This is a genomic window from Micromonospora sp. NPDC049282 (assembly GCF_043197045.1).
GTDB lineage: Bacteria > Actinomycetota > Actinomycetes > Mycobacteriales > Micromonosporaceae > Micromonospora.
On sequence record NZ_JBICSL010000012.1, the window covers coordinates 184,278 to 195,971 of the forward strand.

The following is an 11,694-nucleotide window of genomic DNA, read 5'->3' on the forward strand; positions in this document are numbered from 1 at the left end:
AGGACCGGGTGTACGGCGGGGCCCCTTCTTGACACCTGTTGTCAAGAAGGGGCCCCGCCTCTACCGGAAGCGTCAAGAGGGGGCCCCGCCTTAACGGATCGTCGGTGGAGATCGATCCGTCCGGACGGTGGATGTCCGTACGGGGGCCGCGTCGTACGGTCCTCCGGCGGCTCGACCGGAACGACCGGTCGGGCCTTCGTCAACGGGGGAGGGACACTCATGTCCGCGACGTACCGGGCGCTCGCCTCGGTGGTCATGTTGATCGGTTTCTACGTCGTCGCGCTGCTCCAGCTCGCCGCCGTGATCGCGCTCGGGGTCTGGCTGTTCAGCCACACCACCGGCGTGATCACCGGAAAGCTGCTGCTGCCGCTGGTGGTCGCGCTGGGCGCGGTGGGCGTCGGGATGTGGAAGGCGATCCGTACGAAGCACGAGCCGGCACCCGGCCTGGTCCTGGACGAGCGGGCGGCGCCCCGGCTCTGGGCCACCGTGCGCGAGCTGGCCGCCGCGGTCGGCACCCGGGCGCCGGACGAGATCCGGCTGGTGCCCGAGGTGAACGCGGCGGTCAGCGAGCAGAGTCGGCTGCTCGGCCTGGTCGGCGGCCGGCGCACGCTCTACGTCGGGCTGCCGCTGCTCCAGGCCATGCGCATGGATCAGCTCCGCTCGGTGCTCGCGCACGAACTCGGCCACTACTCCGGCCGGCACGCCCGGCTCGGCGGGGTGGCGTACCGGGGTCGGCTGGCCATCGGGGAGACGATCGAGCGGATCAGCCCGCGCAACCCGGTCGGCTGGGTGTTCAAGGGCTACGCGATGCTCTACCTGATGGTGGACAACGCCGCCTCGCGTCGCCAGGAACTGGAGGCGGACCGGGCGTCGGTGGCGCTCGCCGGCACCGAGGCGGCCACCTCGGCCCTGCGCACGCTGCCGGCGCTGGACGCCGCCTGGTCGTTCTACATGCGCCGCTACGTCGAGTCGGGCTGGTCGGCCGGGCTGGCCCCGGACGACCTCTTCGGCGGCTTCGCCGAGCTGCTCGACGCCCGGCGCGACGAGATCGACGCGCTGCGGGAGAACGCGCCGGAGCACGAGCCGTCCCGCTGGGACACCCACCCGCCGATCGGCGTCCGCGTCGCCGCCATGACGGCCACCCCGCCGACCGCGGCGGGGGCGGACGACCAGCCGGCGCGGACGCTGCTCGCCGACGTGGCCGGCGCCGGCCGCCAGCTCCAGGCGCTTGTGGTCGCGCACGGCTCCCGGCGCGTGCTGCCGTGGCCGGAGTTCGTCGCCGAGTCGGTCGCCGCCGACGTGCAGCGGCAGGCGGACGGCATCTACCGGGCGACCGGCCGGTTCACCGGCACCCCCGCGCCGGGCCTGCCGACGGTGCTGGACCTGGTCCGGGCCGGCCGGCTGGGCGAGTTCGCCGAGCAGTTCTTCGACGGCGCCACCCGCAAGGAGGCGGCGGCCGCGTTCGCCGGCCCGATGGAGACGCTGCTGGACAACGCGGCGGTCCGGTCCGGGCAGGCCCGCTGGGAGCTGTCCTGGTCCGGTCCGGCCCGGTTGGTGGGGCCGGGCGGTGAGCCGTGGGACCTGGCCGACGTGGCCAAGCTGGCGGTTGTCCCGGCGAGTCTGGACGAGGCGCTGGCCCGGCTGACCGAGCTGGGCGTCGACGTGGCCGGCGCCAGGGTGGTGCAGGCCCGCGCCTCGGCCCGGAACGCCGACCTGATCGGCGGGCTGGCCAACATCAAGATCGACGGCCGGGAGCACGACATGCTGGTGCTCGACAACGGCCTGGTGCTGATCGCCGACCCGGGCAAGGCCGGCGAGGGCGAGAAGCGGCTGACCGCGCTTGTCGGTTCGGTGCCGGTCGCCGAGCTGGCCGGCCGCCACCCCTACCTGCCGTACGAGGAGATCACCTCGGTGGAGGTGCGGCGGGAGGTGCCGCTGAAGGCCACGCTGACGCTGTTCGACGGCCGTACCGTGCAGATGCAGGAGCTGATGGCCAGCGAGTTCCTGGAGAAGCACAGCCGGGACACGCTGCTGAAGGTGTTCCGCCGGATCAACGGCTGAGCCGCGCCGGTCGCCGGCCCCTGGACGGGGCCGGCGGCCGGCGGTCAGGACTCGGCGAGCCGGCCGGCCACCGCGCCGATGTGCGCGTCGGACTCGGTCAGGGCCACCCGCACATGCCGGGCGCCGGCCGGGCCGTAGAAGACGCCGGCGGCGACCAGGATGCCGCGCCGGGCCAGCCAGTCGACCGTGTCCCAGCAGTCCTCGTCGCGGGTCAGCCAGAGGTAGAGCCCGGCCTCGGAGTGCTCGACCGTGAAGCCGGCGCCGGTGAACGCGGCCCGCAGCGTCTCCCGCCGGGCCCGGTAGCGCTCCCGCTGGGCGTCGGCGTGCCCCTGGTCGGCGAGCGCGGCCACCATGGCGGCCTGCACCGGCGCCGGCACGATCATGCCGGCGTGCTTGCGGACCTTGAGCAGCTCGGCCGTCAACGCCGGGTCGCCGGCCACGAAGCCGGCCCGGTAGCCGGCCAGGTTGGAGCGCTTGGAGAGCGAGTGCACCGCCAGCACGCCCGCGTACGACCCGCCGCACACCTGCGGCGAGAGCACCGAGACCGGTTCGGCGTCCCAGCCCAGCGGCAGGTAGCACTCGTCACTGGCGACCACCGCGCCGCGCTCCCGGGCCCACTCGACCACCTTGCGCAGGTGGGCGGCGGGCAGCACCCGGCCGGTCGGGTTGCCCGGCGAGTTGACCCAGACCAGGCGGACCCGGGGATCGGGGCCGAGCGCGGTCAGCGAGTCGCTGCGCACGACGGTGGCGCCGGCCAGCCGGGCCCCGTCCTCGTACGTCGGATAGGCGACCGACGGCACCACGACCACGTCACCAGGGCCGAACCCGAGCAGCGTGGGCAGCCAGGCCACCAGTTCCTTGGAGCCGATCGTGGGCAGCACGCCCAGCCCGTCGACGCCCGCGCCGCAGGCACGGGCCACCCAGGCCCCGATGGCGTCCCGCAGGGTGGGAGTGCCCGCGGTCAGCGGATAGCCCGGCGCGTCCGACGCGTCGGCGAGCGCCTGCCGGATCAGCGGCGGCACCGGGTCGACCGGCGTGCCCATCGAGAGGTTGATGAGACCGCCCGGGTGCGCCGCGGCCGTGGCGGCCGCGGCGTCCAGCGTGTCCCAGGTGAACTCGGGCAGCCGCGCCGAAACCGGCGTGGGCCGGCTCAGTGGCCCTCGCCGCGCGGCGGCTGCGCGGCGACGAAGGTGGCGTCCTTCTCCACCTTGCCGATCTTCGAGGCGCCCCCGGGCGAGCCCAGGTCCTCGAAGAACTCGTAGTTCGCGCCGGTGTAGTCCTTCCACTGCTCCGGCACGTCGTCCTCGTAGAAGATCGCTTCGACCGGGCAGACCGGCTCGCAGGCACCACAGTCGACGCACTCGTCGGGGTGGATGTAGAGCATCCGGTTGCCCTCGTAGATGCAGTCGACCGGGCACTCCTCGATGCATGCCTTGTCGAGCACATCCACGCACGGCTCGGCGATGATGTAGGTCACCGGTCTTCTCCTCCGCAAGACTCGTCGCGATCATCCGCAACGGTAAGAGCCTAGTATCTCGCCGGGGAGGGGGTCGATCGTGCTCCGACAGCAGGACGTGGGACACCGGATCGTGGTTCGCCGGATTGTGGGGATTCGCGAGGGCCGGCCGCTGTTCTCCGACGCGCTCGGCGAGCTGGTCGAGCTGAGCGAGACCCATATCACCCTGGCGACCGACGGCGGGCCGCTGCGCGTACCGGTCGGCCAGGTGCACCGGGCCAAGCGGGTGCCGCCGGCCCGCCGGCCGACCGCCGCCGCCGTGATCGCCCTGGAGACCGCCGCGGACGAGGCCTGGCCCGCCCCGGTACGCGGGCGCGTCGGCGACTGGCGGCTGCGCGCCGCCGCCGGCTGGACCGGCCGGGCGAACAGCGCGCTGCCGATCGGCGACCCGGACCGCCCGCTGCCCGAGGCGCTGGACGCGGTGCAACGCTGGTACGCCGAGCACGGCCAGCCCGCGCTGGTGAACACGCCGCTGCCGCTGGCCGCGCCGGTCGGCGCGGAACTGGACGCGCGCGGCTGGACGTCCCGCCCGCCGGTGCTGGTCCAGACCGCCCCGCTCGGCACCCTGACCCGCGCGCCGGAGCGGCCCGCCGCCGACCGGCCGCCGGTGGCGCTGCCCGGCGCGCCCGCCGACGACTGGCTGGCGGTCGCCGCCGACCGCAAGGGCGGGCTACCGGAGGCCGCGCGGCACGTGCTCACCGCGGTGGACCGGATCCGCTTCGCCGAACTGCGGGTCGACGGCCGGCTGCTCGCGGTGGGCCGGGGCACCGTCACCGGTGGGGGCCGGTGGCTCGGTGTGAGCCTGCTCGAGGTGCTGCCGGAGGCCCGCCGGCAGGGGCTGGCCGGCGCGGTGGTGCGCGCCCTGGCCGGCTGGGGCGCGGCCGAGGGCGCCACGCACGCGTTCCTCCAGGTCGAGCAGAGCAACGTCGGCGCGGTGGCGCTCTACCGCCGGCTCGGCTTCACCACCCACCACACCTACCTCACCCGGGTGGCGCCCTGACCTCAGCGGCGGACGATCTTCCGGGGCCGGGCCTGCTTCCGCTCGGCGTACCGCTTGAGCTGGCGGGACCGGAAATCCCGGCCGAGCGCGGTGAGGGTCAGGTAGCCGACCAGCACACCGGCCGCGGTGGCCGCGAGATAGAGCCAGATCTGGGCGAAGAAGAGACCGGCGCCACCGCCGAACGGGTTCTCCCCGACCAGCAACGGGCCGACGAACACGGTCAGGGCCAGCGCCACCACCACCGCCAGGGCCAGGTCGCCGGCCCAGTGCCCGAGCGGCCGGGCGGCGCCCCAGCGGAACGCGGCGCCGGCCAGGATCAGGCCGATGGCCAGGAACATCACCAGCGAGACCCGGCTGGCTGCGGTGTCGTCGTCCGGGAAGGCGAACCGGATGACCAGCCGGGCCACCACGTTGACCGCGAACAACGCGGCCGCCAGCACACCCACCGCACGCCACCGCTGACCCATCGCACGCCTCCCGCCGTACCGCCCGCACCCGTGGCGAGCCTCTGGCAGGAATGTCTACCACCGCCACCGGTGCGGCGTCAGCACCTCACCGGTGAGCGGGCGGCGGTGTCACGATCTGCCGGAAGCCGACCACCGCGAAGGTGACCGCACCGGTCACGATCAGCGCGAGGCCGAGCACGTTGTCGCCGGCCAGCGCCAGGTCGCCCTCGGTGGTGCGAAACCCGCCCACCACGATCACCAGGAACCACGGCAGCGCGGCCAGCGCCACCGCCCACCGGCTGCCGGTCGAGGAGTGCGCGAACCAGCCCAGCAGCACCGTCGAGGCCGCTACCGCGGCGATCCCGGCGACCGCCAGCCCGATGCCGACCAGCGCCTGCGCGCCGCCGGACCGGCCCTGCACCGTCTCCCAGGCCCAGGTGGCGAAGATCAGGTCGAGCAGCGCGGCCAGCACGCCGGCCCAGACCGTCACCAGCCCGCCGGCCACCCGCAACGCGCGGTCGAGCGCCCGCTCCACCCGGCTGGGCGGCGCGGGCGGCGGCGGCTCGGGAAGGACCGACACGGGTACGGCGGGCAACGTCACCGGAGGCCGGCCGCCGCGACCGGGGTGCGGTCCGGCTCGTCCGGCGCCACCCCGGCGAAGAGGTCGTCCTCCCAGCCGTACGGGCCGTTGCCCGGCCCCTTCTCGCCGACCCCGAGCGTGAAGTATTCGACCCCCATGAACTCGGCGCCGAAGTTGCCGGCGATCGAGTAGAGCCACGAGTTGGCCGGGATCTGGGTGGCGTGGGCGCGCATCGCCGCCTCCTTCGCCGCGTGCTGCTCGGTGGCGTCGATCCGCGCCGCGATCTGCGCGTCCGGCGTGCCGAACGGCAGCTCCGCCACGTCCTCGATGCCGGCGAAGGGATTGTCCGACGACTCGGTGAACGCCTCCAGGCCGGCGTCCAGCACGCTGCGCGGCATGGCCGTCCAGTAGACCTTCGCCGGGGCGATCCCCTCGGCCGCGGCCAGCTCCACCCCGCGCATGGCCACCCGGTGCGCCTGGATGTGGTCGGGGTGGCCGTAGAAGCCGTTCGGGTCGTACGTGATCACGACCTGGGGTCGGACCTCGCGGATGACCTCCAGCAGGTGCCCGGCGGCGGCGTCGAGGTCGGCCCGCCAGAACGCCCGCGGGTGGTCGTTGGTGGCCAGCCCCATCATCCCGGAGTCGCGGTAGCGGCCCGCGCCGCCGAGGAACCGGTGGTCGGTGACGCCGAGCGCGGCGCAGGCCGAGGCCAGCTCCGCGATCCGGTAGCCACCGAGCTGGTCGGCCTCGGCCGCGGCGAGCCCGGCCAGCTCCGGCACGTGGATCTCGCCTTCCTCGCCCAGCGTGCAGGTCACCAGCGTGACGTGGGCGCCGGCGGCGGCGTAGTGCGCCATCGTCGAGCCGGTGCCGATCGACTCGTCGTCGGGGTGCGCGTGGACCAGCAGGAGGCGTCGGTCGGGCAGCGTCGTCACGCCCGTCACTCTAACCGGCGGTCCTGCCGGTCCGGCGGTCATGCGTCCACCCAGGTCGGCCACATCACGCCCGGAGCCCGCCTACGATCTGCAGGCGTGGACTTTCCCGAGCTGGCCGCCCGTACCCGTCGGTTCAGCCACGGGGCGCCGCGCGCCGTGACCGTCGCGGGTGACGGCTCCCGGGTGCTCTTCCTGCGCTCGGCGGGACCGGAGGACCCGGCCGACGCGCTCTGGCTGCTCGACGTCGACACCGGCGCGGAGCAACTGGTCGCCGACCCGGCGGTGCTGCTGGGTACGGACGCCGAGCCGGCCCGCCTGGCGCCGGGCGAGCGCGCGCTGCGCGAACGGCTGCGGCTCAGCTCCGGCGGCATCGGCTCGTACGCGCTCGACGCCGCCGGGCGGGTGGCCGCGTTCGCGCTGGCCGGGCGGCTGTTCCGGGCCGACCTCGTGCACGGCGACGTGGTCGAGGTGGCCGCCGTCGGGCCGGTGATCGATCCCCGCCCCGACCCGACCGGCGAGCGGCTGGCCTACGTCACCGACACCGCCGAGGGTGTCCGCCGGGGCCAGCTCCGGGTGGTCGAGCCGGACGGCACGGACAACCTGCTCGCCGGCGAGGACAGCGGCGTGACCTGGGGCTTGGCCGAGCACATCGCGGCCGAGGAGTTCCACCGCTACCGGGGCTACTGGTGGGCACCGGACGGGCGCTCGGTGCTGGCCGCCCGGGTGGACGAGTCCCGCCTGCCGCGCTGGTACCTGCACGACCCGGCCGAGCCGGCGAACCCGCCGACGTCGCTGGCGTACCCGGTGGCGGGCGGGCCGAACGCGGAGGTGAGCCTGCACCTGCTCGACCTCGACGACGGCTGGGTCGACGTGCACTGGGACCGGGAGACCTACCCCTACCTCAGCTCGGTCGAGTGGGCCGACGGCGGGCCGCTGATCACGGTGCTGCGCCGCTCGCAGCAGCACGGCCTGGTGCTCGCGGTGGACCCGCGCACCGGGGAGACGCAGGTGCACGCCGAGCTGGCCGACCCGCGCTGGGTGGAACCGATTCCGGGCACCCCGGCGCACCTGCCCGACGGGCGGGTGCTGGTCGGCGGCGAGCTGGCCCACGACGGGTACGACGCCCGCTGCCTGTTCGCCGACGGCACGCTGCTCACCCCGCCCTCGCTGTACGTGCGGCGGGTGGTCGGGCGGCTGCCGGCCGGCCCCGGCACGGCGGCCGACCTGCTGGTGGAGGCGAGCGAGGGGGAACCCAGCCAGCGTCACCTCTACCGGGTGCGGACCGCCATCGGCGGCGGGATGGACGCCCGCCGGATGGGCAGCGACCCGGGCTGGCACACCGCCGCGATCGGCGGGGCCACGCTGGCGGTGGGCGTCGCCTCGCTGGAGCACGCCGGGGTCCGCTGGCGGGTGTGGCACGACGACCGCGAGGTGGCCGAGTTGCGCTCGCTCGCCGCCACCAGCTCGTACGCCCCGCGGCCGACGCTGGTGCGGGTGACCGACCGGCGGCTGCCCAGCGCGGTGCTCTACCCCGCCGAGCACGTCAAGGGCACCCGGCTGCCGGTGCTGGTGGACATCTACGGCGGGCCCGGCCACCAGGAGGTGATCGCGGCTCGCGGCGCCTGGCTGGAGCGGCAGTGGTGGGCCGACCAGGGCTTCGCGGTGGTGACCGTCGACAACCGGGGTACGCCGGGCATCGCGCCCTCGTTCGAGAAGGCGATCCACCGCCGGGTGGCGGACGTGATCCTGACCGACCAGGTGGACGCGCTGACCGCGCTCGCCGGCAAGCACCCCGACCTGGACCTGGGCCGGGTGGCGGTGCGCGGCTGGTCGTTCGGCGGCTGGCTGGCCGGGCTGGCGGTGCTGCGCCACCCGGAGCTGTACACGTGCGCGATCGTGGGCGCGCCGGTCACCGACTGGGCGCTGTACGACACCGCCTACAGCGAGCGTTACCTGGGCCTGCCGGAGGACGGCATGGACGTCTACGCCCACCACTCGCTGGTCGAGCTGGCCGCCGAACCGGTCGGCGACCCGGCCGAGGCCCGGCCGATGCTGCTGGTGCACGGCCTGGTCGACGACAACGTGCTGGCCGCGCACACGCTGCGACTCTCCGCCGCGCTGCTGTCCACCGGCCGCCCGCACGCGGTGCTGCCGTTGACCGGCGCCAGCCACCTGGCCGCCGGCGGCGTGTCCGAGCGCCTGCTCCGCCTGGAGCTCGACTTCCTCCGCCGCCACATGTAAGGAGGACCCCTCGTTAACGCCTGGCGTAGAGAAGGGGCCCCCTCTCAACACCTGAGTGTCGAAAGGGGGCCCCTCCTTACATCCGAGCGGTTACTGCTTGACGTAGGCGTTCACGAAGCTGGGCCAACCGAAGATGCTGCCGATGAAGAGGCCGCCGGCCTTCTCACCGTGGGCGACGGAGACCACCTCGTTGTAGAGCGGCACCGCGGGCGCCGACTCCTTCATCAGCTTCTCGTCCAGCTTGCTCCACTCGTCGGCCTGCTTGGCCGGGTCGAGGGCGAGCACCCGGTCGAACTCGGCGTTGACGGTGTCGTTGTTGAGCTGCGACGTGTTGCTGTTGCCCTCGGCCTTGAGGCTGCGGCCGTCGAAGAGCACCGGCAGGATCGAGGCGCCGCTGGGCCAGTCGGCCGCCCACGAGTCGACCCAGATGTCCCACGGGTTGCTCTTCTTCTTCACGAAGTCGAGGTAGCCGTCCTCGGGGATCGGCTTGACGGTGACGGTGAAGCCGGCCTTCTCCAGGGCGTTCTTGATCTGGGTCGCGGTCTCCTGCGACGGGGTGTCGTCCGAGGTGCCGAGCACCAGGTTCACCGCCTTGCCGCCGAGCGCCTCCTTCGCCTTCTCCGGGTTACCGGTCTCACCGGCCGGGTAGGCGTCGAACTTCCGGTAGCCGAGCGTGGTCGGGGGCAGCAGCGTGGTCAGCGGCACCGCGCCGTACGGGCCGCCGAGGTTCTTGGTGATGCTGCTGCGGTCGATCGCGTAGTTGATCGCCTGCCGCACGGACACGTCGGTGACCCGCGTGGTGTTGATGCTCAGCCGGTAGGCGTTCGGCGTCGCCGCGACGATCATCCGCGCCTTGAGGGCCGGGTCGGCGGTGACCTTCGCGATCAGCTCGGACGGCACGCCGCCGCTGGCCACCGCCGCCGCGTCGGTGCCGGTGCCGGCGAGGACCCGGTTGGTCTGGGTGGCGTTGTCCGCGCCGAGGGACCAGACGAACTTGTCCGGGTACGCGTGCCGCACCGGGTCGGTGGCCGGGTCCCAGTTCGGGTTGCGCTCCAGCACCATCTCCACGCCGGGCTGGATCTTGGTGAACCGGTACGGCCCGGACGAGAACGGCTGGTTGTCCAGGTTGACGCCGGTGTCCTTGTCCGCCGGCAGCGGCGCGGTGGCCGGCAGCGAGACCGCGAACGGCAGGTCGCAGCGGGGCTTGTCGAACTCGAAACGCAGCATCTGCGGGTCCGGCGTGGTCAGGCCGGGCGGCAGCGAGGTCTTGTTCTGCTTGAAGTTCCACTTGGTGTCGTACTGCGGGCTGTCGGCCAGCCACTCCTGCAGGTAGGTGGGGCCGCCGGTGAGGTCCGGGTCGAACGAGCGGGCGATGCCGTACGCGATCTCCTTGGAGGTGATCGGCCGTCCGTCCTCGAACTTGACGCCCTGCTTGATCTTGAATTCCCAGACCTTGCAGTCGTTGTTCACGTTCTTGCCGGGCGTCTCGGCCAGGTCGCCGACCAGGGTGACGTTGCCCTTGCCGTCGTCCTTGAAGGTGGTGAGGAAGCGGGCGTAGAGCTGGCTGCCCATCAGGCCGGCGAACGAGTAGACCCGCTGCGGGTCCAAGTGCGAGATCTTGCTCTCCCGCAGGATGTAGAAGGTCCCACCCTTGGCCGCGCCGGGCACGTCGGCCGCCGGGCCGAGCGAGTCCTTCGGGTCGGTGGCGATGGCGCCGCTGCGGGGCTTGTTGTTGTCCACGCTGTCGCCGTTGTCGCCGGTGTTCTTGCTGCACGCACTGAGGGCGACCACCAGTGCCATCGCACCGCCCATGGCGGTGGCGAGTCTTGCTCGCATATTCACTCCTCCGGATCCGATGAAGAAAAGCTTCGCTTAGCTTTGACCTGCGGTAAATTTCGAGCGGATAACGGGGCCACAACGATCGGCGTCAGCCGAGCCGCACCCGCGGGTCGATGAACGCGTAGAGCAGGTCGACCACGATGTTCGCCACCACCACGAAGAGCGCCGAAACCAGCACCGTGGCCATGATGGTCGGCAGGTCACCCTGGCGGACCGCCTCCACCGCGGTACGCCCCAACCCCTGGATGCCGAACGTCGTCTCGGTGATGACGGTGCCGCCGAGCGCCGCACCCACGTCGAGTCCGGCGATGGTCACGATCGGGGTGATCGCGGCCCGCAACGCGTGCCGTCCGTACACCTTTCGTTTCGCCACGCCCTTGGCCCGCGCGGTCCGGACGAAGTCCTCGGAGAGCGTCTCCAGCATCTGGGCCCGGGACAGCCGGGCGTAGATGGCGGAGAAGAGCAACGCCAGCGTCACCCAGGCCAGCACCAGGCCGCGCACCCATTCCAGCGGGTTCTCCAGGAACGGCACGTACCTCGGCGTCGGCAGGATCCGCAGCGAGTACACGAAGACCAGCAGCAGCAGCGCGCCGACGAAGTAGAGCTGCAGCGACGCGAACGTCAGGGTGAGCCCGATCGAGATGCGGTCGAGCAGCGACCCCCGCCGGAGCGCGGATATCATCCCGAGCCCCACCCCGAGCGCCAGCCAGAGCACCGCCGCCGGGAGCACGATGTTCAACGTCACCGGCAGCACCCGGGCGAAGGTGTCGGTCACCGACTCGCTGTTGACGTAGGAGTAGCCGAGGCAGGGCGCCTCGCACTTGCCGCCCTGCGCGCTGCCCAGGTCACGGCCGACGAAGATGCCCTTCATGTAGTTGACGTACTGCGTCGGCTTCGGGTCGTTGAGCCCCAGCTCGGTGCGGACCCGTTCCAGCCGTTCCGCGTTGCAGTTCTTGGGGCACATGCCGGTCACCGGGTCGCGGGGCAACGCGAAGAACATCAGGAAGCTGACGATGCTCACCGCGAGCAGCACCGAGACCGCCAGCAGCAGCCGCTTCAGCAGAAACCGCACCATGGCG

Annotated in this window: 10 protein-coding genes; 3 read left to right on the forward strand and 7 right to left on the reverse strand. The window is 73.1% G+C overall.

Annotation, left to right across the window (positions count from 1 at the left end):
• The first annotated feature begins 219 nt into the window (after positions 1-219).
• Complete coding sequence (locus ACGFI2_RS20400; RefSeq protein WP_393519204.1) at positions 220-2,061, forward strand: M48 family metallopeptidase; 1,842 nt, start codon at positions 220-222, stop codon at positions 2,059-2,061.
• Positions 2,062-2,105: 44 nt separating this feature from the next.
• Here the strand turns inward: ACGFI2_RS20400 and dapC are convergent, their stop codons facing one another.
• A complete protein-coding gene (gene dapC / locus ACGFI2_RS20405) occupies positions 2,106-3,215 on the reverse strand; it encodes a succinyldiaminopimelate transaminase (RefSeq protein ID WP_393519315.1) in 1,110 nt (369 codons plus the stop codon).
• Positions 3,212-3,538 carry a ferredoxin gene (gene fdxA / locus ACGFI2_RS20410; RefSeq protein WP_007464872.1) on the reverse strand — a complete coding sequence of 109 codons (327 nt, stop codon included), beginning with the start codon at positions 3,536-3,538 and terminating at the stop codon, positions 3,212-3,214. The genes dapC and fdxA overlap by 4 nt, the downstream gene beginning before the upstream one ends.
• Positions 3,539-3,617: 79 nt before the next feature.
• Here fdxA and ACGFI2_RS20415 point away from each other — a divergent pair, with 79 nt between their 5' ends.
• A complete protein-coding gene (locus ACGFI2_RS20415; protein WP_393519207.1) occupies positions 3,618-4,577 on the forward strand; it encodes a GNAT family N-acetyltransferase in 960 nt (319 codons plus the stop codon).
• 2 nt (positions 4,578-4,579) lie between these two features.
• Here ACGFI2_RS20415 and ACGFI2_RS20420 read toward each other — a convergent pair whose 3' ends face one another.
• From ACGFI2_RS20420 to mshB, 3 genes are all read right to left on the reverse strand, one after another.
• Positions 4,580-5,044, reverse strand: a complete 465-nt coding sequence (locus ACGFI2_RS20420; RefSeq protein WP_393519210.1) for a hypothetical protein — start codon at positions 5,042-5,044, stop codon at positions 4,580-4,582.
• Positions 5,045-5,129: 85 nt separating this feature from the next.
• Positions 5,130-5,624: a hypothetical protein gene (locus ACGFI2_RS20425; RefSeq protein ID WP_393519213.1), complete on the reverse strand. Its 495-nt coding sequence runs from the start codon at positions 5,622-5,624 to the stop codon at positions 5,130-5,132.
• A complete protein-coding gene (gene mshB / locus ACGFI2_RS20430; RefSeq protein ID WP_393519216.1) occupies positions 5,621-6,544 on the reverse strand; it encodes an N-acetyl-1-D-myo-inositol-2-amino-2-deoxy-alpha-D-glucopyranoside deacetylase in 924 nt (307 codons plus the stop codon). Before mshB ends, ACGFI2_RS20425 begins: the two co-directional genes overlap by 4 nt.
• Before the next feature lie 87 nt (positions 6,545-6,631).
• Here mshB and ACGFI2_RS20435 point away from each other — a divergent pair, with 87 nt between their 5' ends.
• Complete coding sequence (locus ACGFI2_RS20435) at positions 6,632-8,776, forward strand: prolyl oligopeptidase family serine peptidase (protein ID WP_393519219.1); 2,145 nt, start codon at positions 6,632-6,634, stop codon at positions 8,774-8,776.
• Positions 8,777-8,866: 90 nt separating this feature from the next.
• Here ACGFI2_RS20435 and ACGFI2_RS20440 read toward each other — a convergent pair whose 3' ends face one another.
• Together ACGFI2_RS20440 and ACGFI2_RS20445 are read right to left on the reverse strand one after the other, a co-directional pair.
• Positions 8,867-10,612, reverse strand: coding sequence for an ABC transporter substrate-binding protein (locus ACGFI2_RS20440; RefSeq protein WP_393519222.1), 1,746 nt, complete (start codon positions 10,610-10,612; stop codon positions 8,867-8,869).
• Between the two features lie 91 nt (positions 10,613-10,703).
• Positions 10,704-11,690 carry an ABC transporter permease gene (locus ACGFI2_RS20445; protein ID WP_393519229.1) on the reverse strand — a complete coding sequence of 329 codons (987 nt, stop codon included), beginning with the start codon at positions 11,688-11,690 and terminating at the stop codon, positions 10,704-10,706.
• Positions 11,691-11,694 lie beyond the last annotated feature (4 nt).

Coding starts and splice junctions, on each gene's coding strand:
- ACGFI2_RS20400 (WP_393519204.1), top strand. CDS start 220: ATGTCCGCGACGTACCGGGCGCTCGCCTCGGTGGTCATGTTGATCGGT.
- ACGFI2_RS20440 (WP_393519222.1), bottom strand. CDS start 10,612: ATGCGAGCAAGACTCGCCACCGCCATGGGCGGTGCGATGGCACTGGTG.
- ACGFI2_RS20445 (WP_393519229.1), bottom strand. CDS start 11,690: ATGGTGCGGTTTCTGCTGAAGCGGCTGCTGCTGGCGGTCTCGGTGCTG.
- ACGFI2_RS20420 (WP_393519210.1), bottom strand. CDS start 5,044: ATGGGTCAGCGGTGGCGTGCGGTGGGTGTGCTGGCGGCCGCGTTGTTC.